This is a genomic window from Streptomyces sp. NPDC014764, from assembly GCF_043082785.1.
Classification (GTDB): Bacteria; Actinomycetota; Actinomycetes; order Streptomycetales; family Streptomycetaceae; genus Streptomyces; species Streptomyces althioticus.
In genome coordinates, this window is the sequence record NZ_JBIBXY010000006.1 from 85569 (window position 1) to 111740 (window position 26172).

General features: G+C 73.8%; 22 protein-coding genes. 14 read left to right on the plus strand and 8 right to left on the minus strand.

Features of this window, described 5'->3' with window-relative positions; translation table 11 throughout:
- Positions 1-40 precede the first annotated feature (40 nt).
- Together ACF1AG_RS16830 and ACF1AG_RS16835 are read left to right on the plus strand one after the other, a co-directional pair.
- Positions 41-1801 (plus strand): ABC transporter ATP-binding protein, encoded by a 1761-nt coding sequence (locus tag ACF1AG_RS16830; protein ID WP_359748890.1) that lies wholly within the window; start codon positions 41-43, stop codon positions 1799-1801.
- Between the two features lie 120 nt (positions 1802-1921).
- On the plus strand, positions 1922-2287 hold the full coding sequence (locus ACF1AG_RS16835) for a nuclear transport factor 2 family protein (RefSeq protein ID WP_359603039.1): 366 nt from the start codon (positions 1922-1924) through the stop codon (positions 2285-2287).
- Here ACF1AG_RS16835 and ACF1AG_RS16840 read toward each other — a convergent pair.
- The gene (locus ACF1AG_RS16840; RefSeq protein ID WP_359603041.1) at positions 2250-3176 is read right to left on the minus strand and encodes a LysR family transcriptional regulator; all 927 of its coding nucleotides are present in this window, start codon (positions 3174-3176) and stop codon (positions 2250-2252) included. The genes ACF1AG_RS16835 and ACF1AG_RS16840 overlap by 38 nt on opposite strands.
- A gap of 157 nt (positions 3177-3333) precedes the next feature.
- Between ACF1AG_RS16840 and ACF1AG_RS16845 the strand changes: the two genes are divergently transcribed.
- From ACF1AG_RS16845 to ACF1AG_RS16855, 3 genes are read left to right on the plus strand one after another with little or no spacing between them, the layout of a single operon-like run.
- Positions 3334-4344, plus strand: a complete 1011-nt coding sequence (locus tag ACF1AG_RS16845) for an alcohol dehydrogenase catalytic domain-containing protein (protein ID WP_391809943.1) — start codon at positions 3334-3336, stop codon at positions 4342-4344.
- A 40-nt stretch (positions 4345-4384) separates the two neighbouring features.
- Complete coding sequence (locus tag ACF1AG_RS16850; protein WP_391809944.1) at positions 4385-5290, plus strand: SDR family oxidoreductase; 906 nt, start codon at positions 4385-4387, stop codon at positions 5288-5290.
- Positions 5291-5313: 23 nt separating this feature from the next.
- Positions 5314-5688 (plus strand): nuclear transport factor 2 family protein, encoded by a 375-nt coding sequence (locus ACF1AG_RS16855; protein WP_190001997.1) that lies wholly within the window; start codon positions 5314-5316, stop codon positions 5686-5688.
- Positions 5689-5735: 47 nt separating this feature from the next.
- Here ACF1AG_RS16855 and ACF1AG_RS16860 read toward each other — a convergent pair whose 3' ends face one another.
- A complete protein-coding gene (locus ACF1AG_RS16860) occupies positions 5736-6482 on the minus strand; it encodes a TetR/AcrR family transcriptional regulator (RefSeq protein WP_391809945.1) in 747 nt (248 codons plus the stop codon).
- A gap of 171 nt (positions 6483-6653) precedes the next feature.
- Here ACF1AG_RS16860 and ACF1AG_RS16865 point away from each other — a divergent pair, with 171 nt between their 5' ends.
- The gene (locus ACF1AG_RS16865; RefSeq protein WP_391809946.1) at positions 6654-7958 is read left to right on the plus strand and encodes a YncE family protein; all 1305 of its coding nucleotides are present in this window, start codon (positions 6654-6656) and stop codon (positions 7956-7958) included.
- Here the strand turns inward: ACF1AG_RS16865 and ACF1AG_RS16870 are convergent.
- Positions 7930-9918: a GTP-binding protein gene (locus ACF1AG_RS16870; protein ID WP_391809947.1), complete on the minus strand. Its 1989-nt coding sequence runs from the start codon at positions 9916-9918 to the stop codon at positions 7930-7932. The two genes, ACF1AG_RS16865 and ACF1AG_RS16870, sit on opposite strands and share 29 nt — an antisense overlap.
- Before the next feature lie 251 nt (positions 9919-10169).
- Between ACF1AG_RS16870 and ACF1AG_RS16875 the strand changes: the two genes are divergently transcribed.
- From ACF1AG_RS16875 to ACF1AG_RS16905, 7 genes are read left to right on the plus strand one after another with little or no spacing between them, the layout of a single operon-like run.
- On the plus strand, positions 10170-10643 hold the full coding sequence (locus ACF1AG_RS16875) for a (2Fe-2S)-binding protein (protein ID WP_359603050.1): 474 nt from the start codon (positions 10170-10172) through the stop codon (positions 10641-10643).
- Entirely contained in the window at positions 10640-13012 is a 2373-nt protein-coding gene (locus ACF1AG_RS16880; RefSeq protein ID WP_387795162.1) for a xanthine dehydrogenase family protein molybdopterin-binding subunit, read from the plus strand. Before ACF1AG_RS16875 ends, ACF1AG_RS16880 begins: the two co-directional genes overlap by 4 nt.
- The gene (locus ACF1AG_RS16885) at positions 13009-13863 is read left to right on the plus strand and encodes an FAD binding domain-containing protein (RefSeq protein ID WP_391809948.1); all 855 of its coding nucleotides are present in this window, start codon (positions 13009-13011) and stop codon (positions 13861-13863) included. Before ACF1AG_RS16880 ends, ACF1AG_RS16885 begins: the two co-directional genes overlap by 4 nt.
- Positions 13864-13905: 42 nt before the next feature.
- The gene (locus ACF1AG_RS16890) at positions 13906-14760 is read left to right on the plus strand and encodes an AAA family ATPase (protein WP_387795164.1); all 855 of its coding nucleotides are present in this window, start codon (positions 13906-13908) and stop codon (positions 14758-14760) included.
- Positions 14757-15923, plus strand: coding sequence for a VWA domain-containing protein (locus tag ACF1AG_RS16895; protein WP_391809949.1), 1167 nt, complete (start codon positions 14757-14759; stop codon positions 15921-15923). The genes ACF1AG_RS16890 and ACF1AG_RS16895 overlap by 4 nt, the downstream gene beginning before the upstream one ends.
- Positions 15916-17037 (plus strand): XdhC family protein, encoded by a 1122-nt coding sequence (locus ACF1AG_RS16900; RefSeq protein WP_391810058.1) that lies wholly within the window; start codon positions 15916-15918, stop codon positions 17035-17037. The genes ACF1AG_RS16895 and ACF1AG_RS16900 overlap by 8 nt, the downstream gene beginning before the upstream one ends.
- 13 nt (positions 17038-17050) lie before the next feature.
- Positions 17051-17737: an SRPBCC family protein gene (locus ACF1AG_RS16905; protein ID WP_391809950.1), complete on the plus strand. Its 687-nt coding sequence runs from the start codon at positions 17051-17053 to the stop codon at positions 17735-17737.
- Positions 17738-17858: 121 nt separating this feature from the next.
- Here ACF1AG_RS16905 and ACF1AG_RS16910 read toward each other — a convergent pair whose 3' ends face one another.
- The 4 genes from ACF1AG_RS16910 to ACF1AG_RS16925 form a co-directional block, all read right to left on the minus strand.
- Positions 17859-18359, minus strand: a complete 501-nt coding sequence (locus ACF1AG_RS16910; protein WP_359603058.1) for a metallophosphoesterase — start codon at positions 18357-18359, stop codon at positions 17859-17861.
- Between the two features lie 90 nt (positions 18360-18449).
- Complete coding sequence (locus ACF1AG_RS16915) at positions 18450-18629, minus strand: hypothetical protein (RefSeq protein WP_359603060.1); 180 nt, start codon at positions 18627-18629, stop codon at positions 18450-18452.
- Between the two features lie 108 nt (positions 18630-18737).
- Positions 18738-19157, minus strand: a complete 420-nt coding sequence (locus ACF1AG_RS16920) for a CBS domain-containing protein (protein ID WP_359603062.1) — start codon at positions 19155-19157, stop codon at positions 18738-18740.
- An 84-nt stretch (positions 19158-19241) separates the two neighbouring features.
- Positions 19242-21689 carry a SpoIIE family protein phosphatase gene (locus tag ACF1AG_RS16925; protein WP_359603064.1) on the minus strand — a complete coding sequence of 816 codons (2448 nt, stop codon included), beginning with the start codon at positions 21687-21689 and terminating at the stop codon, positions 19242-19244.
- A 313-nt stretch (positions 21690-22002) separates the two neighbouring features.
- Between ACF1AG_RS16925 and ACF1AG_RS16930 the strand changes: the two genes are divergently transcribed.
- Positions 22003-24141 carry a SpoIIE family protein phosphatase gene (locus ACF1AG_RS16930; RefSeq protein WP_391809951.1) on the plus strand — a complete coding sequence of 713 codons (2139 nt, stop codon included), beginning with the start codon at positions 22003-22005 and terminating at the stop codon, positions 24139-24141.
- Positions 24142-24508: 367 nt separating this feature from the next.
- Here ACF1AG_RS16930 and ACF1AG_RS16935 read toward each other — a convergent pair whose 3' ends face one another.
- On the minus strand, positions 24509-25882 hold the full coding sequence (locus ACF1AG_RS16935; protein ID WP_391809952.1) for a S1 family peptidase: 1374 nt from the start codon (positions 25880-25882) through the stop codon (positions 24509-24511).
- Positions 25883-26172: the final 290 nt, after the last annotated feature.

Sequence of the window (26172 nt, forward strand, 5' to 3'; positions counted from 1 at the left end):
CGACGTAGCCTGAACATCCGTCCGACGCCGAGGGGGGCATGTGAGCACCACCGTCACAGAGGGTACGTCCGGTCCGCCGGCCTGGCGGCTGCTGCTGTCGTACGTACGGCCGCACCGCTGGGCGCTGCTTGGCGGCGCCCTGCTGTCGCTGGTGACGGGCGCGACGGGGCTGGCGCTGCCGCTGGTGGCGCGGGAACTGATCGACGACCTCGCGCACGACCGGGCCGTCACCTGGGCTCTGCTGCTGATGTCGGCGCTGGTGATCGGCAACACGGTGCTGGGCGCGGTGGGTTCGTACGTGCTGCGGCGTGCGGCGGAGTCGGTGGTGCTGGGGGCGCGGCGCACGCTGTCCTCGTACCTGCTGCGGCTGCGGATCGCCGCCGTGGACCGGACCGAGCCGGGCGACCTGATGGCGCGGATCACCTCCGACACCACGCTGCTGCGCGAGGTGACCACCGACTCGCTGATCGGGCTGGGCACGGGCGGGCTCACGCTGCTCGCCACCGTGGCGCTGATGGGGTACGTGGAGCCGGTGCTGCTCGCGGTCACGCTGGGCGTGCTCGCGCTGGCGGGGACGCTGCTCGGGGTGGTCGTGCCGCGGATCCAGCGGGCGTCGAAGCAGGCGCAGGACGCGGTGGGCGTGATGGGGGCGTCGCTGGAGCGGGTGCTGGGCGCGCTGCGCACGGTGAAGGCGTCCGGCGCCGAGCCGCGGGAGGAGCGGACGCTGCACGACGCGGCGCGCGAGTCGTGGCGGATGAGCGTGCGGGCCGCCAAGTGGTCGGCCGCGGCGGGCAACACCGCGGGGCTGGCGATGCAGCTCGCGTTCATCACGGTGCTCGCGGTGGGCGGGGCGCGGGTGGCGACCGGCGCGATCGACATCGGGACGCTGGTGGCGTTCCTGCTGTTCGTGTTCTACCTGATGGCGCCGATCTCGCAGGTCGTGGGCGCGGTCACCCAGTACCAGGCGGGCAGCGCCGCGCTCGCCCGCATCCAGGAGGCGCTGCGCCTGCCCGCCGAACCGGCCGCGCCTCCCGCCTCGTTGCCCTCCCCCGGCGCCGCGCCGGCGGCCGTCGCCTTCGAGGACGTGCGGTTCCGCTACGCCGACGACCTGCCGTACGTCCACCACGGGGTGACGTTCGCCGTGCCCCCGCAGGGACTGACGGCCTTCGTCGGCCCGTCCGGGGCGGGCAAGACGACGGTGTTCTCCCTCATCGAGCGGTTCTACGACCCCGAGTCCGGTGTGATCACCGTCGACGGCCGTGACCTCGCGGAGTGGGATCTGGCGGAGCTGCGGGCGGCGATCGGGTACGTCGAGCAGGACGCGCCCGTGCTGTCGGGTTCCCTGCGGGACAACCTGCTGCTGGGCAACCCGGACGCGGGCGAGGACACGCTGACGCGGGTGCTGAAGACGACCCGGCTGGACGGGCTGGTCTCCCGCCTGCCCCAGGGTCTCGACACCCTCGTCGGCCACCGCGGCACCAAGCTGTCAGGCGGCGAGCGCCAGCGGGTCGCCATCGCCCGCGCCCTGCTCCGCCGCCCGCGCCTGCTCCTCCTCGACGAGGCGACGTCCCAGCTGGACGCGGTGAACGAGGCGGCCCTGCGCGACACGGTCGCGGACGTAGCCCGCACCACGACGGTACTGGTGGTGGCCCACCGCCTCTCCACGGTGACGGCGGCGGACCGGATCGTGGTGATGGACGCGGGCCGGGTCCGTGCGGTGGGGACCCACAGAGAACTGGTCACGTCGGACCCGCTGTACGGCGAGCTGGCGGCCACGCAGTTCCTGGCCACGGCGGGCTGAGGGGGAGGGGCCGCCGGCCAGGCGTCTCGCTTGCCCGGTGGCGTTTCGGGGAGGAGGCTCATAGGTGAGGCCCTCGTGGCCTGGTTGCGGGCCCGGGGCCTCCTGAGGAGGTGGGTCATCATGACGACCGCGGCACAGCCCGTGTTCGGTACCGAGACGCTGAGGCGGGGCATCGAGGCGGACACGCCGGACATGCTGAAGTCCCTCTACGCGGACGACGCGGAGCTGCGCGTCGTGGATCACGTCAGCGGGCCGAGCCACCCCAAGGTGCTGCACGGCAAGGACGAGATCGCCTCGATGCTGGACGACGTCTACAGCCGCGACATGACGCACGCGCTGGAGGCGTGCGTCGTGCAGGGCGATCACGCCGCCTACTGCGAGAGCTGCCGTTACCCGGACGGCGTGCGGGTGCTCTCGGAGTCCATGCTGACGCTGCGCGACGGCAGGATCACGGGGCAGGTGCTGATCCAGGCGTGGGACGAGTGACATCGACGGCCGTCGTCCTCGTCGCGTCGACGAAGGTCTCGACGACCGGGGAAGGGCGGTCGTCGTCCCAGGCGAGCGCGACCGTGCCGGGCGGTGCGTCGGCGAGCGGGACGTAGGCGATGTCGGGGCGCGGGAAGACCGCCGCGACCGGCTCCGGCACCATCACCACGCCGCCGCCGGCCCGGACGTACGCCAGGATCTCCTCCATGTCGTGCACGTCCGGACCGTGCGGCCACAGCGCGCCGTCGGGGCGCGGGTCGGTGTTCCAGACGGCGGACCACGCCGGGGACGCGCCCGCGTAACGCAGCAGAGGTGCGTCGGCGAGGGCGCGCAGCCCGACCGTGTCCTCGCCGGCCAGGGGGTGCCGTGCGGGAAGGACCACGCAGAGCCTCTCCTGGTACAGCGGCAGCACCCGCAGGCGCTCCGTGTCGACGGGCAGGCGCACGAAGCCGACGTCGGCGGTGCCGTCGAGCAGGTCGGCGGACTGGCTCCACCACCGCAGCCGGACCAGTTCGATCCGCACCTGCGGCTCCCGTGCGGAGAACGCGTGCAGCGGCGCGGTGATGTCGGAGCCGAGCATGAAGCCGACCTTGAGCACGGCCTGGCCCGCGGCGATCCGCCGGGCGCGGTTCCGCGCGGCGCGGGCGGCTGCCAGCAGTTCCCTGGAGTCGTGGAGGAACTGCTCTCCCGCGGGAGTGAGGGCGACCTCCCGGCTGCTGCGGCGGAACAGGGTCACGCCGAGGTCGTGCTCCAGCTGCTGGATCTGTCGCGACAGCGCGGGCTGGGTGACGTGCAGGGCGGCCGCGGCCTGCCCGAAGTGCAGACGCTCGGCGACGGCGACGAAGGAGCGCAGCCGGCGCAGGTCCAGGTCCGTCCGTCCGCCGTCCATGCCGCCCTCTCCCCTGCTGCCTGCGCCGATGCCCTGACGTCATCGTAGGCACCGAAGGAAGCATTGGACCTCCGGGAAACCCCAGGTCACGCTGGTTGCGTGACACGGGCGGCAGAATCCTCCGCCCGCCCCTCCCCCCTCTCCTGGAGTGTTCGTCATGATGCGTGCCGCTGTCGCCGCCGGGGCGAACGCCCCGCTCGCCCTGCAGGACCTGGAGGTGCCCGAACCGGGTCCGGGCGAGGTGCTCGTCAAGGTCACCGCGTGCGGGGTCTGCTTCACCGACCTGAACCTGCTGCGCGGCCACTATCCGTTCGCCCGTTTCCCGGTCGTGCCGGGCCACGAGATCACCGGCGTGGTCGCGGCCGTCGGCCCCGGTGTCGGCTTCCCGGAGGTCGGCGCCGCCGTGGGCGGGCAGTTCCTGTACGACTCGTGCGGTCACTGCGACTACTGCGTCCGCGCCGACCAGATCCTCTGCCCCCGGAAGGTGATCACCGGCATCGTCGCCGACGGCGGCTACGCCCCGTACGTGCTGATGAAGGCCGGCTTCGTCACCCCGCTGCCGGACGGACTCGACCCGGTGGCCGCGGCGCCGCTGATGTGCGCCGGACTGACCGCGTTCAACGGGCTGCGCCAGGGCGGTGTCCGGGCCGGGTCCCGCGTCGCCGTGGTGGGCGCCGGGGGCGTGGGCGCGCTGGCCGTGCGGTACGCCGTCGCCATGGGGGCACGGGTCGCCGTGATCGGCAGGTCCCGGCGCGGCGAGGACGCGGCCAAGGCGCTCGGCGCGGAACTCTTCGTCGCGGCGCAGGAGTCGGACCCGGCGAGGGCGCTCAAGGACTGGGACGGCGGCGCGGACCTCGTGCTGAACGCCTCCCCGTCGACCGAGGCGGCCACGGCGACGCTGGGCGGGCTCGCCCCGGACGGCATGCTGATGCTGTGCGGGTACGGTCCCGAGCCGCTGGTCCTGCCGACGCAGCCGATGATCCTCAACCGGCTGCGGGTGGGCGCCTCCCCGTCCGGCTCGCCGCACGACCTGCGCGACACGCTGGCCTTCTCGGCCTCCCACGACATCCTCCCGGACGTCACGCCGATCGGCCTAGAGGAGGCCCCGGCCGTGCTGGAGGCGATGGACGCGGGCACCGCACGCTGCCGCAGCGTCATCGTCCTCTGACCCCGCTCCCCCGCCCTCGCTCGTCTCCCAGGAGCACATCATGTCCGCTCACGTCATTCTGATCACCGGCGCGTCCAGCGGTTTCGGCGCGCTGACCGCCCGCGCCCTTGCCGACGCCGGGCACACCGTCTACGCCGGAATGCGGCACACCGCCGGGCGCAACGCGGCTGCGGTGTCCGAGGCCCGCGCGTACGCGGAGGAGCACGAGGTCGACCTGCGCACCGTCGAACTCGACGTCTCCCGGCAGGACTCGGTGGACGCGGCCGTCGCCTCGGTCACCGAGGAGGCGGGCCGCGTCGAGGTGGTCGTGCACAACGCCGGGCACATGGTGCTGGGCCCCGCCGAGTCGTTCACCCCTGAGCAGCTCGCGGAGATCTACGACACCAACGTGCTGTCCACGCAGCGGGTCAACCGCGCGGTGCTGCCGCAGATGAGGGAGCGCCGGGACGGTCTGCTGGTGTGGGTCGGCTCCACCAGCACCTACGGCGGGACGCCCCCGTACCTCGCCCCGTACTTCGGCGCCAAGGCGGCGATGGACCACCTGGCGAAGAGCTACGCCGTCGAGCTGTCGCGGTTCGGCATCGACACGTCGATCGTGGTGCCCGGTTCCTTCACCTCCGGCACGAACCACTTCGCGCACGCCATGCACCCCGCGGACACGGCGACGGCCGAGGCGTACGACGAGCTGTACGAAGGGCTGATGGACGACGTCGGCAAGCGCCTCGCGGCTCTCTCGCCGCCGGACGCGGACGTCGGCGAGGTCGCCCGCACGATCGTGGCGGTCGTGGACGCGCCGAGGGGCGAGCGCCCGTTCCGGGTGACGATCGACCCCGCGGACGACGGCTCGGAACAGGTCAGCGACGTCGCCGACCGGATCCGCACCGACTTCTACGACCGCATCGGCTTCTCCGACCTCCTCGCCACCCGGACCCCGGCCGAGGGGTGAGGCAGGCTGGTATGACTGGGTGCATGCATGCAGACACCGCCCAGTCGGCCATCGACACGTTCATCTCGGCGTTCAACGCCTCCGACGACGCCTACGTGACCTCGCTGCTGTCCCAGGCGCTCACCTCGGACGTGGTTCTCTGGGGTCCGCTCGGCCGCAGCGAGGGCATCGAGGCGGTGGAGCGGTTCGTGCTGGACATCCGGCGGCACCCGGCCGGACCGGGCACGATGGTCCGCTGTTCGGGGGTGGACATGCCGGACGAGTGGGCGCGGTACCAGTGGGTGTTCACCACTCCGGACGGCGGCCCGCGGCTCGCCGGGACCGACGTCGTCCACCTGCGGCGGGGACTGATCGACCAGATGATCGTCTTCGCTGGGGACCTCGCGCCGACCGCCTGACTCCGTCGTCCTGCCGGGGCACTTGACGCCGACCGGTTGACGCTCCGTCAAGCGGTCGGCGGCGCCGGCACGTCCGGTGGGCTCGGCGCGTCCGGCGCGTCCGACGGTCCTGGCGCATCCGGCGCAGTCGGTCTCCCCGGTGCCTCCGGTGCCTCCGGTGGACGGAGGATCGCCAGCAGCTGGCGGACCAGTTCGTCGACGACCTCGTCGAGGGTGGCCTCGACCCACCCCGCGTTCCAGTCGTGCAGCAGCCCGTTGACGCTGCCGATGAAGCCGGTCGCGGCGAGGCGGTGGTCGCGGGGCGCGGCCTCGCCGCGGGCGACGGCCGCGTCCGCCTCGGCGCAGATCAGGTCGACCCAGCGGGCGCGGCGGGCCAGCCGCTGCTCCTCCAGTCGCGGGCTCACCCCGATGATCTCGACGAAGGCGATGCGGATGCGCCGAGGGTCGCGGGTGACGTCGGCGGCGTAGGCGCGGAAGATCGCGGCGGCGCGCTCGGCGAGCGGCGCGTCGGCCGTCCGGGCCGCCGCGGCGAGCACCGCCGTCTCGGCCCAGTCGTTGACCTGCAGGTGCAGGGCGGCGAGGACGTCCTCGAGGGTGCGGAACTCCTCGTAGAACTGGCGGGTGGACAGTCCGGCGGCCTCGCTGAGGGCGGCGACGGTGGTGTTGCGGTAGCCGGGCCCGCCGCCGAAGAGTCCGAGGGCCGCGTCGAGGAAGCGCCGGCGTCGCTCGGCCTTCCGCTCCTCGGCGGACTTCCCGGCGTACCGGCCGCTCGGTGCGCTCAGTCTGCCCGCCACCGGTCCTCCTCTCCCCGCGCCCGGCAAGTTTGTCGTGTCCGCGGTCTTGTGGAGAACCCCTGACCGTACCTACTTTTCAGTAAGTTCATTCTGAAAGCACATCTGTTCAGATTCACCCTCCATTTGGCATGTCCCGATCATGGCGCCCCCACCCGCAGAGGAGACCCCGCCATGCCGATCCGCAGCAGGCATCTGTGCACCCTCGCCGCCGCCGTCGCCCTGACCCTCACCGCCCCCGGCGCCGTCGCGAGCGCCGCCGGACAGGCTCCCTCCGCGGACCTGCGGGAGGTGCTGTTCGTGGGCAACAACTGGGACGGCACCGCCGACGTCCTCGCGTCGGGCGGTGACTTCGGGCGGGTCGGCCGGATCAACGTGATCCCCGACAAGGACCAGCGGATGGCCGAGATCAACGCCAACCCGATCCGCTGGATCTACTTCATGGCCATCCGCAACACCGTCGGCGAGGGCCACGACCAGTACGTCGACGACATGTACTCCACCCCGGACGGCACCTCGGTGGTGGTCTCCCGCCCCAGCTTCGCCGACGTCGTCTCCCTCGACCTGGCCACCGGACGCGTCAACTGGCGCTTCCCGGTGTCGGGTTACCGCTCCGACCACATGGCGGTCTCCCCCGACGGCACGCGCGTCGCCGTCTCCGCCTCGACGTCCAACACGGTGCACGTCCTGGACATCGGGACCGGCGAGGAGGTCGGGAGGTTCAAGACGGGCGACAAGCCGCACGAGAACGTCTTCAGCCGGGACGGGCGTTACATCTGGAACATGTCCATCGGCGAGGTGAACACCGATCTGGACGCGCCCTGGCTGGACTTCACGAAGGGCGACCGCAAGATCACGGTCGCCGACGCCCGGACGTTCGAGCAGGTCAGGGTGATCGACATGCGGGAGCGGCTGGACGCGGCCGGATTCCGGGAGTACTCGGACGCGGTCCGCCCCGCCGCCTTCTCCCCCGACGAGTCGAAGCTGTACTTCCAGGTGTCGTTCTTCAACGGCTTCTTCGAGTACGACGTCGCCACCGACCGGATCAGCCGCATCAAGACCCTGCCGAAGAACCCGGCCACCAGTGAGGACCGCACCACCTGGGTGAACGACTCGCGCCACCACGGCATCACCATGAAGCCCGACGGGGCCAAGCTGTGCGTGGCGGGCACCATGGACGACTACGCGACCGTGGTCGACCGCGACACCTTCGAGCACGGCCCGCTGGTCCCCGTCTCCAAGCCGTACTGGGCGACGGTCAGCGGCGACGGGGAGTCCTGCGTGGTGTCGGAGAGCGGCGCCGACCAGGTCACCGCGATCGACTTCGCGACGGGCGAGAAGACCGTGTCCGTCCCGGTCGGCGACCACCCGCAGCGTGTGCGGCTCGGGCAGGTGCGGGAGGGCTGGACCGGCCCGTCGGGCGGGCTGACCCAGGCCCGTGAGGTTCGCCTCAGCTCCCGAGCCGTCGCGTCACGTTGAGCAGGTACTCCCTGCGGTCCAACGGGTTGTGGCCGGTGCGGGGGCGGGACGGCACGGGGCCGTGGGTGACGGGCGCGTAGTGGCCGAAGCGGCTCTCCAGCTCGCCCTCGCCCCGGGTCGGCCCGGGGAGCCGCTGCTCCAGCTCCCGCACCCGCCCCGCCGGCACCGTGCCCTCCAGCACACACAGCGCGCCGAGCGTGTCCGTGGTCCTCGGCAGCGCGCCGAGACCGACCAGCACCGGCAGCAGGGTGCCCAGGGTGTCCGCCGGGGCCTCGATCCGGAAGCGGTGGACGGGCTCGTGCACCACGGTGCCCGCCCGCCGCAGCGCGTCCGTCAGGACCAGCGGAGTGAGGCCCCGGAAGTCGGCTCCGGTGCTGGACATGCTCTTGTCGAAGCGCTGGTGGGCGTGGCTCTGGCGGGGCCAGTACCCGGAGTGGGTCATGGTGACCGCGCAGTCGGTGACCCGCCAGCCGCGCAGCCCTTGCGCGAGCGTGGCCCGCACGGTGTCCTCCACCGCCTTGAAGAAGGCGTACGGCATGGCGCCCAGTTCGACACCGAGGCGGAACGCCACGCCGGCACCGGGCGGCGCGGGATCGACGCGCAGGCCGACCGTGGCGAGGAAGGGGTTGCCGTCCTGCCGGATGAACTCGGCGGCCGATCCGGTGCCGGCGGGCCGTTCGACGCAGAGCGGGGTGGTGCCGCGGAAGGTGACGTCGAGGCCGTACTCCTCGGCGAGGGTGGCCTGGAGGACCTCCTTCTGCACCTCGCCGTAGAGCGACACGGAGGTCTCGCACCGCCGTTCGTCGTGGCGCAGGCCGATCAGCGGGTCCTGCTCGGCGAGCTGGGTGAGGGCCAGGTGCAGCTCACCGGGGTCGACGCCCGCGCCGGGCACCACGACGGTCTCCAGGGTGGGTGGGGAGAAGAACTGCCGTTGTTGAGGCGGCGGTTCGCCGATCGCGTCGCCGATGCGGACGTCCGTCAGACCCCACAGCCGTGCGATCCGGCCCGACTGCACGGCGTCCGCGCGGCTGTCGGCGCCGTGGCCGAAGACGCTGAGCCCGGTGACCCGGCCCTCCGAGACCCGGCCCTCCGTGACCTGCCCGGCGCCGAACGGGATCCGGTCGCGGGTGCGCAGGGTGCCGGAGAACAGGCGTGCGTAGGCGATCTTCTCCCCCGCGGGTCCCCGCTCCACCTTGAACACCGTGCCGGACAGGGGCCCGTCGGGTGAGCCGCCGGAGGGAGGCAGCAGCTCCCGCACGCCCCGGAGCAGTTCGCCGACTCCCGCGCCGGTGACGGCGGAGCCGTAGAACACCGGGTGGACGAGGGCCCGGCGGGTCTGCTCGGCCACGGCCTCCCGCAGCCGCGCCGGGGTGAGCGTGCCGTCCACGTACGCGGCGAGCAGGCCGTCGTCGTGGTCGGCGAGGACGTCCAGGGCGGACGGCACCGGGCCGGGCACGAAGCGGGCGTCGCGGGTACCGAGCCGCTCGGTGGTGCCCATGGGCACGAGCGACGGGGTGAGGCGCACCGCGACCTCGCGGAGCAGATCCGTCTCGCGCGCCCCGCGGCGGTCGATCTTGTTGACGAAGAGCAGGGTGGGCACAGACAGCCGGCGCAGGACGCGCATCAGCACCCTGGTCCGCGCCTGGACACCCTCGACGGCGGAGAGCACCAGCACGGCGCCGTCCAGCACGCCGAGCACCCGCTCCACCTCGGCGACGAAGTCCGGGTGGCCGGGGGTGTCCAGCAGGTTGACGGTGATGTCGTCGAGCGGGAACGAGACGACGGCGGACTTGATGGTGATGCCGCGCCGGCGCTCCAGCGCGAGGGTGTCGGTGGTGGTGCTGCCGGTGTCCACGCTGCCGACCTCGTCGATCACCCCCGCGGTGTGCAGGAGCCGCTCGGTCAGGCTGGTCTTACCGGCGTCGACATGGGCGAGGATTCCCAGATTGAGCACGTGCACGAAGCGTCATGTCCTTCGGAGAGTGGGGTGTTCCTTCCTGGGGGGACATGAACGGTGCGCGCACTGGCTGCTCCTCGCTTCTCGGGTCGGTCTTCCGGCAGTGGACCAGACGGGCACCGGACCCACAACGGATTAATGCTCAACAAAAACCGCCGTCTCGACTCTCGCCCCGTCACGAACCGTCGCCTTAGAGTGACGCGCATCACGTCCGGCGACCGACCGGTATCCCTCGCACGCTTCTGGGAGGGCACATGACCCGTATCTCGGTGAAGGTGGACGGCACGACGTACGAGGACGAGGTGGAGCCCCGTCTGCTCCTGGTCCACCATTTGCGCGACCGGCTGGGCCTGACGGGGACGCCCGTCGGGTGCGACACCTCCAACTGCGGGGCCTGCACCGTCGATCTGGACGGTGAGAGCGTCAAGAGCTGCTCGGTCCTGGCCGTCCAGGCCGACGGCTGCACGGTGACGACCGTGCAGGGCCTGGGCGCCGACGGCGAGTGGACCGGCCTGCAGCGGGCCTTCCACGAGCGGCACGCGCTCCAGTGCGGCTACTGTACGCCCGGCATGCTGATGGCGGCCCGGGACCTGCTGAAGGAGAACCCCCGCCCCACGGCGGACGAGGTGCGGCACGCCCTGGAGGGCAACCTGTGCCGCTGCACCGGCTACCAGAACATCGTGCGCGCGGTGCTGGCCGCCGCTTCCGACGAGGAGGCGCGGTCATGACCGAGGGCGCCGTCGAGGCCGAGGTGGGGCGGGCGCGGCTGCGCAAGGAGGACGCCCGGCTGCTCACCGGCCAGACGAACTGGACCGACAACATCCAGGCCGCCGGGATGCTGCACCTGGCGATCCTGCGCAGCCCCATGGCGCACGCGCGCGTCGAGCGGGTCGATGTCTCCCACGCCCTGGAACTCCCGGGCGTGGTGGCCGCGTTCACGGGAAGCGATCTCGCGGAGGGGACGGGATCGCTGCCGTGCGCGTGGCCGGTGACCGAGGACATGGTGCACCCTGACCATCCGCCGCTCGCCGTGGACGAGGTGCGGCACGCCGGTGACCCGGTGGCGGTCGTCGTGGCCCGCGACCGGTACGCGGCGGCGGACGCACTGGAGGCGGTCGAGGTCGAGTACGAGCCGCTGCCGGCGGTGCTCGACCTGGAGGCCGCGCTCGCCGAGGACGCGCCGCTGGTCCACTCCGACAAGGGCACCAACCGCTGTTACGACTGGCCGCTCAAGGCCGGCGAGGACTACGCGGCGGTCCGGGACCGCGCCGAGGTGGTCCTCCGGCGCCGTTACCACCAGCAGCGGCTGATCCCCAACGCGATGGAGCCGCGCTCGGTGGTGGTCACTCCGCTCGCCGCGTCCGGCGAGTACACGGTGTACTCGGCCACGCAGATCCCGCACATCCTGCGGGTGATGCTCGCCATGGTGACCGGAACACCCGAGCACAAACTGCGGGTCGTCGCGCCCGACGTGGGCGGCGGTTTCGGCTCCAAACTCCAGGTGTACGGCGAGGAGGCGATCGCCCTGACGGTCGCGCGGCGTCTCGGCCGCCCCGTGAAGTGGACCGAGTCCCGCTCCGAGGGGTACCTCGCCACCCACCACGGCCGCGGCATGATCCAGGACGTCGAGATCGCCGCCGACCGGGACGGCAGGCTGCGCGGCCTGAAGGTGGACCTGCTGGCCGACATGGGCGCCTATCTGATGCTGGTCACCCCGGGCGTGCCGATCCTCGGCGCGTTCATGTACCCGGCGATCTACAAGATGGACTCCTACGAGTTCCGCTGCACGGGCGTGTTCACCACCCGCACCCCCACCGACGCCTACCGGGGCGCGGGACGGCCCGAGGCGACGTACGCCATCGAGCGCATCATGGACGAGCTGGCCGCCGAACTCGGCATGGACCCGGTCGAGTTGCGCCGCCGCAACTGGATCCGCCACGAGGAGTTCCCGTACGACTCGATCGCGGGGCTCACCTACGACAGCGGCAACTACGAGGCGGCCACCGACAAGGCGCTCGCCCTGTTCGGCTACGACGGGCTGCGCGAGGAGCAGCGCAAGCGCAACGAGCGCGGGGACACCGTGCGGCTCGGCATCGGGGTGTCGACGTACACCGAGATGTGCGGGCTCGCCCCGAGCCGGGTGCTGCGCGACCTGCGGTACGCGGCGGGCGGCTGGGAGGCGGCGAGCATCCGCATGCTGCCCACCGGCAAGGTCGAGGTGGTCACCGGCACCAGCCCGCACGGGCAGGGCCATGTGACGTCGTGGAGCCAGATCGCGGCGGACGTGCTCGGCGTGCCGTTCGAGGACGTCGAGGTGGTGCACGGCGACACCCGGTCGGCCCCGCAGGGCATGGACACCTACGGCTCGCGCTCACTGGTGGTGGGCGGCGCGGCGGTGCACCACGCGGCCCGCAAGGTGGTCGACAAGGCGCGGAAGATCGCCGCGCATCTGCTGGAGGCGAGCGAGCGGGACCTGGAGTTCACCGGCGGGGCGTTCTCGGTGAAGGGCTCGCCGGAGGCGCGGAAGACCATCCAGGAGGTGGCGTTCGAGGCGTTCACCTCGCACGACCTGCCCGACGGAATGGAACCGACCATCAACGCCGAGCACGTCCTCGACCCGGAGAACTTCTCCTACCCGCACGGCACCCACCTGTGTGCCGTGGAGGTGGACACCGAGACGGGGATGACCCGCATCCGCTCGTACGTGTGCGTCGACGACGTGGGCCGGGTGGTCAACCCGATGATCGTCGAGGGCCAGGTGCACGGCGGACTCGCGCAGGGCATCGCCCAGGCGCTGTACGAGGAGGCCGTGTACGACGACGACGGCAACCTGCTGTCCGGCACGATGGCCGACTACCTGGTGCCGTCGGCGGTGGACCTGCCGGACTTCGTGACGGACCGGACGGAGACGCCCGCCGAGTCGAACCCGCTCGGTGTGAAGGGCGTCGGGGAGGCGGGGACGATCGCCTCCACCCCGGCGGTGGTCGGCGCGGTCGTGGACGCGCTGAGGCCGCTGGGCGTGACGGACGTGCCCATGCCGTGCACCCCGGAGCGGGTGTGGCGGGCGATCCACGGCGGCGAGGAGGACCCGGCATGATTCCCGCGGCATTCGACTACGTCCGGCCGCACACCGTCGAGGAGGCGGTGCGGGCCCTCGCCGACGGCGGCGAGGACGCGAAGGTGCTGGCCGGCGGGCAGAGCCTGCTGCCGCTGATACGGCTGCGGATGGCGTTCCCGCAGCTGCTCGTCGACACCGGCCGTATCCCCGGGCTGCGGGGCAGCCGCATGGAGGGCGACACGCTCGTCGTCGGCGCCATGACCACGCATCACGACGTGGTGCGCGACGCGCTGGTGCGCCGGCACGCCGGCCTGCTGGCCGCCGCCACCGCGACGGTCGCCGACCCGGCCGTACGGCACCGGGGCACCCTCGGCGGGTCGCTCGCGCACGCCGACCCGGCCGCCGATCTGCCGGCCGTGGTGCTGGCGCTGGAGGGCGAGCTGGTCGCGGTGGGGCCGCGCGGGCGGCGGACGATCCCCGCCCGCGACTTCTTCACCGACTACCTGGAGACCGCGCTGGCGCCGGACGAGCTGCTCGTGGAGGTGCGGCTGCCGTCCACCGACGGCTGGGGCTTCCACTACGAGAAGTTCCAGCGGGTGGCGCAGGCCTACGCGATCGTCGGCGTGGCCGCGCTGGTCCGCCGGGACAACGGGAGCATCGCCGAGGCGCGGGTGGGGCTGACCAACATGGGCTCGACACCGCTGCGCGCCCCGGCCGCCGAGGAGGCACTCGCGGGAGCGGGCGACGCGGCGGCCGTGAAGCGGGCGGCCGGGGCGGCGGCCGAGGGCACCCGGCCGTCACGGGACACGTCGGCGTCGCCCGGGTACCGGGCGCACCTGGCGCGGGTGCTGACCGGGCGGGCGGTGCTCGCCGCCGCCGGAATGGGGTGAGGGCCCATCACCGCCGAGGAGTGGCCGGGCGGCCCGGAGCAGGTGCGGGCCGCCCTGGAGGAGACGGGTTACCTCGTCGACGAAGGGCTGGCGATCGCGTGCTTCCTGGCACTGCGGCTGCGTCGCCCGGTCTTCTGCGAGGGTGACGCGGGCACGGGCAAGACCGCGCTCGCCTCCGCCCTCGCGGAGGTGCTGGACGCGCCGATGGTCCGGTTGCAGTGCCACGAGGGCATCGACGCCTCCCAGGCGCTGTACGACTGGGACTTCCCGCGCCAGCTGCTGCGGCTGCGGGCGTCCGAGGCGGCCGGGGTCACCGACCCGGAGAAGCTGGAGGGCGCGCTGTACGACCGGCGCTATCTGCTCGCCCGGCCGCTGCTGCGGGCGCTGGAGAGCGCCCCGTGCGTGCTGCTGGTGGACGAGATCGACCGTGCGGACGACGAGTTCGAGGCGGTCCTGCTGGAGCTGCTGTCGGACTTCGCGGTGACGATCCCCGAGCTGGGCACGGTGCGGGCGGAGGTGCCGCCGCTGGTGGTGCTGACCTCCAACCGCACCCGTGAGGTGCACGACGCGCTGAAGCGGCGCTGCCTGTACCACTGGTTCGACCACCCGGACTTCGGCCGTGAACTCGCCATCGTGCGGCGGAGGCTGCCGGCGGTCACGGCTCGGCTCGCGGAACAGGTGACGGCGCTGGTGCAGGAGTTGCGTCGGCAGGATCTGGTGAAGCCTCCCGGGGTGGCGGAGACCATCGACTGGGTTCGGGCGCTCGACGCGCTCGGCGCGAGCGAGGTGGACCCGCCCCTGGCGGCGGCCACGCTGGGCTCGGTGCTGAAGTACCGCGAGGACGCGGACCGCGCGCGGGACCTGGACTTCGCGGCGGTGCTGGCGGGGCGGGGGTGACGGGTGTGGTGTCCGGGGCCGCCCCTGATCCGGCCGCGCTGCTCCTCGGGTTCGCCCGGCGGTTGCGCGCGGCCGGCGCGGAGGTGAGCGGGGAGCGGGTGCGGGCGTTCCTGCGCGCGGCTCAGGCGCTGGGGCCGTGGGCGCGGACGGACGTGTACTGGGCGGGCCGGCTCACCCTGTGCGCCGGCCCCGACGACCTGGCGCGTTACGACCGGGAGTTCGCTGCGTGGTTCGGCACCGAAGAGCGTGTCGTCCCCCGCCCCCCGACCGCGGCGCCGCGTCTGCGTCCGATCCCGCGGAACGCGGCCGTCCCCACCGGCAGGCCGGGCGCGCCCGAGGAGCGGTCGCCCCGGCTGCCCGCGCTGGCCGCCTCCACCGACGTGCTGCGCCACCGGGACGTGGCGGAGCTGAGCCCGGCCGAGCGGGAACAGGTGCGGCGGCTGCTGGCCGCGTTCGCGCTGCGCGGCCCCGTGCGGCGCACCGCGCGGCGGCGGCCGGCCCGGCGCGGGGAGACGGACCCGCGCCGGACGGTACGGGCCATGCTGCGCAACGGGGGCGAGCCGGCACGTCTGCGGCACCGGGTGCGGGCCGAGCGGCCGCGCCGCGTGGTGCTCCTGGTGGACGTCAGCGGGTCGATGGCGCCGTACGCGGACGCGCTGCTGCGGTTCGCGCACGCGGCGGCGCGCGACCGGCACACCGAGGTGTTCACCGTGGGCACCCGGCTCACCCGGGTCACCCGCGCGATGGCGCATTGGGACCCGGACGCGGCGATGGCGGCCGTGGCTCAGGCGGTGCCCGACTGGCGGGGCGGGACCCGGCTGGGTGAGCTGCTGAAGGAGTTCCTGGACCGCTGGGGGCGTCGCGGGACGGCCCGCGGGGCGGTCGTGGTGGTGATGTCGGACGGGTGGGAGCGTGGCGATCCGGAGCCGCTCGCCGAGGGGATGCGACGCTTGCACCGGCTCGCGCACCGCGTGATCTGGGCCAATCCGCTGAAGGCGCGGCCCGGTTACGCGCCCCTGGCGGCCGGGATGGCGGCGGCGCTGCCGAGCGTGGACGCGTTCGTCGAGGGGCACAGCCTCGCCGCGCTGGAGCGGCTGGCGGAGGTGGTGCGGGGAGGCCACCCGCCGGAGGGGACACCCCGGGAAGGAGCGGATGGTGCGTGACGTTCTGCCGGTGCTCGGCCTCTGGTACGCGGCGGGGGCCCCGTTCGGGCTGGCCACGGTCGTCGGGGTGAGCCGCAGCGCGCCGCGCGACCCCGGCGCGGCGATGGCGGTCGGCCCGGACGACGAGGTGGTGGGCAGCGTCTCCGGCGGTTGCGTGGAGGGCGCCGTGTTCGAGCTGGCGCGGGAGGTGGTCGCCGACGGTGAGGCGCGGCTCGAGACGTTCGGCTACAGCGACGAGGACGCCTTCGCGGTCGGGCTGACCTGCGGCGGCGAGATCACCCTGCTGGTGCGGCCGGTGACGCGGGAGCTGGATCCGGCGTTCGGTGAGGTCGCCGCGTCGGTGGGGTCGGGCGAGCCGGTGACGGTGGCGACGGTCACCGGGGGGCCGGCCCGGCGCGGCGCCACGCTCGCCGTATGGCCCGACCGGGTCGCCGGCGGCCTCGGGACGGAGGGCCTCGACGTGGCGGTCACGGCGGACGCGCGCGGGGAACTGGCCCTGGGCGCCACCGGGCTGCGTCACTACGGCCGCGAGGGGCAGCGGCGTGAGGACGCGGTGGAGGTGTTCCTGCAGAGCTTCGCCCCGCCGCCGCGCATGCTCGTCTTCGGCGCGATCGACTACGCGGCCTCCGTCGCCCGGATCGGTGTGTTCCTCGGCTACCGGGTGACCGTGTGCGACGCCCGCCCGGTGTTCGCCACGGCCCGGCGCTTCCCCGGGGAGGCGGAGGTGGTCGTGGAGTGGCCGCACCGCTATCTGGCGGACACGGACACCGACGACCGCACGGTGATCTGCGTCCTCACCCACGACCCGAAGTTCGACGTGCCGCTGCTGACCGAGGCGCTGCGCCGTCCGGCCGCGTACATCGGCGCGATGGGCAGCCGCCGCACCCACGAGGACCGTGCCGCGCGTCTGAGGGAGGCCGGGCTCACGGAGGCGGAGCTGTCCCGGCTGCGCTCCCCCGTGGGTCTTGACCTCGGTGCCCGTACGCCCGAGGAGGTGGCCGTGTCGGTGGCCGCCGAGATCGTCGCCCTGCGCTGGGGCGGCTCGGGCGCGCCGCTCACCGCGACCCGGGGGGCGGTCCACCCGCTTCGGCCGTCCGCCGGTCCCGCCCGCTGATCTGGAGGAAGTCATGGAACTGCGTCACGAGTTCACCGTGCCCGTCCCGGTCGACGACGTCTGGAGGGCCCTCCTCGACATCGAACGGATCGCGCCCTGTCTGCCGGGTGCGACCGTGGAGGAGTACGACGGCAGGACGGTGACCGGGTCGGTGCGCGTCAAGGTGGGCCCGGTGACCGTCACCTACAAGGGCACGGCCGTCTTCGAGGAGCGGGACGAGGAGGCGCGCAGGGTGGTGCTGGTGGCGGGCGGCCGGGACGCGCGGGGGCAGGGCACGGCACGCGCCACGGTGACCGGCACGCTAGGTGAGCGGGACGGGGGGACGGCGGTAACCGTCCATACCGATCTGACGGTGACGGGGCGGCCCGCGCAGTTCGGGCGGGGCGTGATGAGCGAGGTGGGTGAGCGCATCATCGGCCGGTTCGCCGCGTGCCTCGCTCAGCGGCTGACGGAACCTGCGGACGGGCGGGACGAAGCCCGCGAGGCGCCAACGGCCTCCGGTGAGCGGGCGTCCGCGGACGTCAGGGCTCCGGAGCGGGCGGCGCCCGCGGAGGGGCCGCTCGACCTGCTGCGCACGGCCGGGGTGCCGGTCGTCGCGCGCGCCGCCGGGGCACTGGCGGCGGTCGTGGTGGTGGCCGCGTCCGTGCTGCGGATACGACGGCGCCGGAGCGCACGGAGGAAACCCGCCGGGGGTGTGTGAGCCGCACGGCCGGGGGTAGTCGCCACGTATCACCTCCGATCGATGGAAGGGGGTCCGTGGAAGAGTCGCATCCATTCGCAGCGCCCGGGCCGTTTCCACCGAGGCGAAGCGGCCCGGACCGTCAGCGCGGCGGCAGCCGGTGGAGGGCCACCTCCGAGAGCCGGCCGTCACCGACAGCGGCGGTCATGTAGGTGCAGTGGGGCTGCCGGCGGCGGTCCGTCGGGGACCCCGGATTGAGCAAGCGAAGTCCCGTGGGAGCCGTGGTGTCCCACGGGATGTGACTGTGTCCGAAGACGAGCACGTCGAGATCCGGGAAGCGCTCCGCGCACCGTTTCTCCCGCCCCTGCGCAGGACCGGTCTCATGGACGACCCCGAAGCGCAGCCCGCCGAGTTCCGCGCGGGCCACCTCGGGGATCCGGGCGCGCAGCGCGGGGCCGTCGTTGTTGCCGTACACGGCGAGGAGCCTGCGGCTGCGGCTCTCCAGCAGGTCGAGGGTGTCGGTGTCGACCCAGTCCCCCGCGTGCACGACGACGTCGGCACGCGGGATCTCCTCGAGAAGCGGCTCGGGAAGCCTCTTGGCGCGCTTCGGCAGATGGGTGTCGGACATCAGGAGCAGACGCACGGTGGGCAGCCTAGGCGTCGGGAGCGGTGGGGCACGCGTACACGCCGCCGGGCCGCGCATCCTGGGATGCGGGCCCGGTGACGGCGGAGGTCAGTCCTCGCCGCGCACGATGTTGCCTTCGGCCCGGACGACCGGGCCGGCCGGTACGGGCTCCCGGTCGACCGCGGGGAGGCAGGTCCGCAGCGGTTCCTGGTCGCGCAGGCGCCGTGCGCGCGCCCACCCGGTCTCCGGACGCCGGGCCCGGGGCTTGTCCGTCTTCTCCGTGATCACGTCACATCATCTTCCTTCTGCGGTCACCGGCGGGCCGGGTCCCCGATGCCGTACCGGTCAAACCCGACGTGCGGGAAATCGCACCACTTCGGTACGTATGCGGGGAGTTCACGTGTGCGGGCGGGCGACGGCGATGTCGGCGAGCGCGGAGTCCGGGTCGCGTTCCAGGGCGACGTCCCCCAAGGACAGGACACCGACGGCGTGTTCGTCCTCGACCACCGGGACCCGCCGCACGGCGTGCTCACGCATCAGCCGCACCGCGAGGTCCAGCGCGTCGTCGGGCCGTACGGTCACCAGCTCCTCGCTGCACGCGCGGGCCACGGTGGTCTCCTCGGGGTCGACGCCCGCGGCGAGCGGGCGCACCACGAGGTCCCGGTCGGTGACCAGTCCCCGCAGCCGCCCCCCGTCGGTGACCAGCACGGCGCCGAGGTCGCGGTCCCTCATGATGCGGGCGACCTGTGCCACCGAGGTGTGCGGTCCGACGGTCACCGGTGCGGCGGTCATGATGTCGCGGACGTACTGGGCCATGGCGCTCTCCTTCCCTCGGCCCGTCCGGCTTCCTCGGCCGGACCAGGAAGGGGGCGGGTACCCGCCACGCGGCCGGCGGCACCGTCAGTGCCGTACGGTGAACTCCGCCCAGACCTGTTTGCCGCCGCTGACCGGCAGGGTGCCCCAGGCCGCCGACACCGCCTCGACGAGGAGGATGCCGCGGCCCCCGGTGGCCTCCCAGCCGATGCTGGTCGGCCTGACCGGCGAGCGCGGCGAGGCGTCCGCGACCGCGAGGCGCAGCCGGTCGCCGATCAGGGTGAGGTCGAGGCGGACCTTGCCGTCGGTGTGCACCAGGGCGTTGGTGACCAGCTCGGACACGGCGAGCAGCGACGCGTCGATCTCCTCCGTGACGCCCCAGGAGCGCAGGGTGCGCCGGGTGAAGCGGCGGGCGTGACCGACCGCCTGCGGCACCCGCCACACCGTCCAGCTCTCCCGCAGCGGGCGCGTCTCCATGCCGTCGTAGCGCATCAGCAGCAGCGCGACGTCGTCGCTGCGGAGCGCCTTGCCGAGCAGCTCGTCCGCGACCGGCCCGAGGTCGGCCGGGTCGGCGGCGGCCACCTGCCGGGCGAACCGCTCCATGCCCGTGTCGATGTCGGAGTCGGGCGACTCGACCAGACCGTCCGTGGTGAGGGCGACCAGCGTGCCGGGCTGGAGCCGCAGCGGGCTCATGGGGAAGTCGCACTGCCGCACCACCCCGAGCGGCGGGCCGCCCTCCGCCTCCGCGATCTCGGTGCGCCCGTCCGGATGGCGCAGCACCGGCGGCAGATGCCCGGCGCGTACGCACCAGGCGCTCCCCGCCTCCATGTCGACGTCGACGTAGCAGCAGGTGGCGAAGAGGTCGGTTTCCAGGTCGACGAGGAGCCGGTTGGCGTGCGAGACCACCACGTCCGGAGGGTGGCCCTCGACGGCGTACGCGCGCAGGGCGGTGCGCATCTGCCCCATGAGCGTGGCGGCACCGGCGCTGTGGCCCTGCACGTCGCCGATGACGAGGGCCACGTGGTTGTCGGGCAGCGGGATGACGTCGTACCAGTCGCCGCCGAGTTCCAGCCCGGCGGTGCTGGGCAGGTAGCGGGCGACGGCGACCGCGCCCGGCAGCCGGGGCAGGCGGCGCGGCAGCAGCTGGCGCTGGAGCATGCCGACCAGTTCGTGCTCGGCGTCGAGGGCCCGGGCCCGTGTCAGGGCCTGCCCGGCCAGGTTCGCGGCGGCGGTGAGAAGGGTGCGCTCGTCCGCCCCGATGTCGTGCGGGGCGTCCCAGCCGACGAGGCAGGCGCCCGCCATGCGGTTGCCCGCGGGCAGCGGCAGCACGGCGAGTCCGCCGGGACCGACCTCGGCGAGGGCCGGCTCCAGCGGGGAGCCGGCCGGCCATGTCGCGAGGCGGCCCTCACGCAGCGCGGCGGCCAGGGTCGGCATGGTGCGCACAGGCGCGTCGGGCCACTCGGTGCGCCACTCCGACCGCCACACCTCCGGCCAGGCCTCCGGCTCCGGCGGGTCGAGGACGGTGACGACGAGCCGGTCGCTCTCCAGCTCGGCGAGCGCGATCCGGTCGGCGCGCAGCGGGCGGCGCAGCGCGGCCACCACGGCCTTGCCGACGTCCCGCACGGTGACGGCGGTGGACAGGGCGGCGGCCAGGCGCTGCACCCGAGCCACGTCGGTGACGTCGGCGCGCAGCGAGGAGGCGTCGGCGACAGTGCCGACGAGACGGGCCGGGCGCCCCTCGCCGCTGTGCTCCAGCCGGCCGCGCAGCCGCAGCCACCGGGGCGGGCCGGCGGGCTGGAGCACCCGGAACTCCAGCTCGCGGTCGCCGATCGTCATGTGGTCGGCCTCCACCACGGACATCAGCGAGGGCAGGTCCTCGGGGACGGCCAGGCCCAGCAGGGTCTCCACCCGCCCGTCGAAGTCGTCCGGGTCGAGGCCGAACAGGTCCAGGACGTCGTCGTGCACGCGGAGCCGGCCGGTGTCCATGGCGAGGCTGAAACCGCCCGGCGGCAGGTCCGCGCCCTCGGCGGTGACGGGCGGCACGGGGAGGGCGACGGCGTCGGCGACGAGGGCGAGGCACGCCCGGTCGTCGGCGTCGAACCCGCCGGGCCGCTCGCTCACCGCGAGCAGACAGCCGCCGCCGTCGTGGCGCACGGGCAGGGCGGCGAGGTGGAACTCGCGGCGGGGCGTGCGGCGCGACTGCGACTGGGCGGCCAGGTCCCTCGGGCCGAGCCACACCGTGCGTCCCCGGTGCGCCTCGGCGACCGGGGAGCGGCCGGCGGCGGAGTAGCAGTCGCGCACTCCGCACAGGGTGCGCGGCACCCCGGCGGTCTCCGCCAGGCACAGCAGCTCACCGTCCTCGCCGAGGGTGTAGAAGCCGGCGAAGGCGGCCCCGGCGAAGACGAGGGCCTGTTCCAGGACGCGGCGCAGCCGGTCGGCCGCGTGGGGGTCGGCCGCGAGCGCGCTCAGTGCGCCTTCGGCGCGCAGCGTTCCCGTGCTGCGTCCCGCAGCGCCCTCACCGACCACGTTGGCCATTACAGCGCTAAAGGGACACAAACGCAGCCCCTGTGCGCGAACGGCACCCGCCAGGGCCGCGCCGGCTTCCACGCGGGAACGCGCCCGGCTCGCGGTTCCCGTGCCCCCACTGCGCGTGGTCCGGGCCGCCCGGAGACCCGCGGGGGCTCCGCCCGGGACCCCGCTCCCCCAAAGGCCGGAGTGGCTGATTCCGTCTTACCGCGACGCAACGGGGTATCCGCACGGATGCGCGCGCCCGGAGCGTGCCGCTCGCCGTGCGGGACGCCCTCCCGCGGGGGAGATTGGGTGCGGGCCGTGCGAGGAGGTGGTCGGCGTGTCCGAGGGCCAGGCGTCCGCGCGGTCGCACGCCCCCGTGGGGCGTCCGCTGCTGTCGTTGACGCTGGCCGCGCTGATGGACGAGGTGCACGCCCACTCCGGTGCCGTGTATCTCCTCTCCCCCGACCAGCCCGTGCTGGAGATGGCCGTGATGGCGGGGATGCCCCGCGCCTTCGCCGCACCGTGGGAGCGGGTCGGGCTGAGCGCGCCGATCCCCGTCTCCGACGCGGTGCGCGAACGCCGGCTGGTGTGGGTGGGCGGCGGGGAGGAGATGGCCCGTCGCTACCCCCGGATCGCCATGGTCCTCCCCTACCCCTTCTCCCTGGCCGCGCTCCCGGTGGCGACGGCGGCGAAGACGTACGGCGCGGTCTTCGTCACCTGGCCCGGGTCGCACTCTCCGGAGCTGTCGGACCGGGAGCGCGAGCATCTCACCGCCGCCTGCGACCGGCTCGCGGCGCGGCTGGAGCGGGCCGTCGAGAACAGCCTGCCCCTCGCGCACGAGCCGGACCTGCTGGCCGCGCCGGTGGTGGGCGGGGTGGCCGGCTCGCTGGGCACGGTGGAGGCGGCCCGGATGGTGTCCCGGCTGCCGTACGGGCTGTGCTCGCTCGATCTGCACGGACGGGTCGCGTTCGCCAACGCCGCCGCGTCCGACCTGCTCGGCGTGGCGCCGGACCGGCTGCCTGGCGCGCATCTGTGGGCGGCGGTGCCGTGGCTGAACGACCCGGTGTACGAGGACCGGTACCGGGCGGCGCTGTTCAGCCAGGACGTCACGTCGTTCGTGGCGCTGCGGCCGCCCGACATCTGGCTGTCCTTCCGGCTGTACCCGAGCACGACCGGTATCAGCATGCGGGTCAGCCGGGCCCGCGCGGTGACGGAGATGAACCGTGAGGCGCCGCCGCAGGCGGGCGCGGGCACGGACCGGCTGGTGACCATCACCCAGGTGCTCAGCCTGGCCGGGGCGCTGACCGAGGCGGTCGGGGTGCAGGACGTGGTGCAGCTGGTCGCGGACGAGATCGTGCCGGCGGTGGGCGGCCAGGGGCTGGTGGTTCTCGGCTCCCGTGCGGGACGGCTGCGCGTGCTCGGGCACCGCGGGTACGCGGACCCGCTGGTGGTGGAGCGGTTCGACGGCCTGCCGCTGTCCGAGCCGACGCCGGGCGGTCAGGTGCTGCGCACCGGAGTGCCTGCCTTCTTCGAGTCGCGGGAGGACCTGGAGCGGCTGTACCCGGCGCTGCAGACGCATCCGTCGGAGTTCTCGGCGTGGGCGTACCTGCCGCTGATCGCCTCGGGCCGCCCGGTGGGGACATGTGTGCTGTCGTACGGGACGCCGCACCGGTTCGCGACGGAGGAGCGGGCGGTGCTGACGAGTCTGGCGGGGCTGATCGCCCAGGCGCTGGAGCGGGCGATGCTCTACGACGTGAAGCACCGGCTGGCGCACGGGCTTCAGGAGGCGCTGCTGCCGCACACCCTCCCCGCGCTGAAGGGGATCGAGGCCGCCGCCCGGTACCTGCCCGCCACACAGGGCATGGAGATCGGCGGCGACTTCTACGACCTGGTGCCGGTCGACGGGGTGGCGGCGGCGGTGATCGGGGACGTGCAGGGGCACAACGTGACGGCGGCCGGGCTGATGGGCCAGGTCCGTACGGCGGTGCGGGCGTACACGGCGGTGGGGCAGGCGCCGGACGAGGTGATGCGCAGCACCAACCGGCTGCTGCTGGACCTGGGCGCGGAGCTGTTCGCGAGCTGTCTGTATCTGCGGCTCGACGCGGTGCGGGGGCGGGCGGTGATGTCGCGTGCGGGGCATCCGCCGCCGCTGTTGCGCCGCCCGGACGGGCGGGTGCGCGTGCTCGACCTGGCCGGCGGGCCGCTGCTGGGCATCGACGGCACGGCGGTCTATCCGTCGACGGAGGTGGCGCTGCCGCCCGGATCGCTTCTGGTCATGTACACGGACGGTCTGGTGGAGTCGCCGGGCGTCGACTTCGAGGACGCCCTCGCCGATCTGTGCCGCCGGCTCACCGAGCTCGGCGACCTGCCGCTGGACGACCTGGCGGACGCGCTGATGCGGCACGGCCCGCACTCGGCGGACCGGCTGGACGACACGGCGGTGCTGCTGCTGAGGTCCCTGCCCCGCGCCCCCTGAGGGGCGCGGGGAACTGCGCGACCAGCCACGGACCACCGGCACCCGGCGTCGAGACGGTGCCACTGCGCCCACCCCCATCGCCCCAAGCGGCACGACTGCCCGCAGCTAGGGCGACGGCCGGCCCCCAACGGCAACGGGACGCTTTCAGCAGCCGTGGCGGAAGCACGCCCCAGGGGCGCGGGGAACTGCGCGACCAGCCACGGACCACCGCCACCCGGCGTCGAAACGGTGCCACTGCGCCCACGCCGATCGCCCCAAGCGGCACGACTGCCCGCGGCTGGGGCCGTGGCCGGCCCGCCACAGGGGCGCGCCCCCGGCCCGTACACGGCCGGGGGCGCCTCACGCACACGGCTGCGGCACGCGCGGGTCAGTGTGTCCGGGACAGCCCGGAGTCCTGACCGGAGTGACGGCCGGTACCGGCACCGGTCCCGTCCTGCATGTCCTGGCCGGCCGCGCCGTCCTGCCCGGCACCGGCGTCCTCGCCGCCGGCCCGGTCACCGGCGCCTGCCTGGTCGCCGGCGCCCGCTTGGTCCTCCGCACCGGCCTGGCCGTCGCCGGCCTCCTGGCCCGCACCCTGCTCCTGGCCGCCCGCCTGGTCGCCGGCCTGGTCGCCGGCGCCCGCACCGCCGGCGTCGAGGGTCGCGCCGACGGCCTCGAGGGCGGTGGTGACGGGCTGGAAGAACGTCTCGCCGCCCACGGTGCAGTCGCCGCTGCCGCCGGAGGTCAGGCCGATGGCCAGACCGTCCTGGGTGAAGAGGGAGCCGCCGCTGTCGCCGGGCTCCGCGCACACGTCGGTCTGGATGAGCCCGGTGACCGTGCCCTCGGGGTAGTTCACGGTGGCGTTCAGGCCGAGCACCTGGCCGTCGGCGAGGCCCGTGGTGCTGCCCATGCGGAACACCTGCTGGCCGACGGTGGCCTCGGCGGCCTGGAGGACCGGGACCGTCTGGCCGCCGACGTTCACCTCGCTCGGCGCCTCGGTGGCCGGGTCGTCGTAGGTGACGAGCGCGAAGTCGCCCGCGCCGGGGAACAGCGCCTGGTCGACCGTGGCGATCGGCGGGCCGCCCTGCTGGTCGGACCACTCGTCGCCGGCGGCGGCGCAGTGTCCGGCGGTGAGGAACGCCGGGCTGCCGTCGCCCGCGGTGACGTTAAAGCCGAGCGAACAGCGTGCCCCGCCCGCGAAGATGGCGTCGCCGCCGGACGCAAAGGTACGGAAGGTGCCCGCGGACTTCTTGAGGGTGGCCATGCCGGAGCCGAGGTTGTCGACGGTGGACTCCAGCTGTTCCCACTCGTCGCCGGTGACCGTGCTGTCCGCGGTGACGACGATCCTGTTGGTGCGCGGGTCGACCGCCCAGGAGGTGCCCGGGATGGTCGCCTCCGACTTCAGCGTCCCCGCCCCGGACTCGAGTTCGGACATGCTGTTGTCGACCCAGCGGACCTTCGCGCCCGCGCTGCGGACCTCGAGGGCCATGGTGTCCTCGCCGCGCACCACGTTGACGACGAGCTGCTTGTCCTCGCCGTCGTACCAGGCGCCCGCGTAGGCGTCGCCGAGCGTTCCGGCGAGCCGGGTGGCGAGGTCCGAGGCGTCACCGGCCTTCAGTGTCCTCGGCGCGGCCGCGACGCCGTCCGACGCACCGCCCTGGGACGCGTTGGCGTTGGGGAGCAGGATCGCGGCGGCACCGAGGGCCACCACACCTCCCACGGCCATCGCGGCCTTGCGCTTCGGGATTCGCTTGTGACTCAAACTTCTCGACCTCCTGGGGGGACCGGAGTCGTGCCGCCGTCCGACGGCTGTTCGGGGCGCCTGGACGGTCGTTGGTACGCAAGGGAGTTGAGGGGTGTTCAACGCGCGGCGGACGATCACCGTCCGCCACCGGCCACGGACGCTCGGTGTCCGTCCCCCGGCCGAATCCCGGCTTCGGCGAATCTGCACATCGAATGCCCAACCCGGTCACCTGACCCGCCGTCCGTTCACAGGGCGCGTACCCGGCACACGCCTTTGCGGCCGGTGTGTCGCTTTCCGGCAACGGGGCG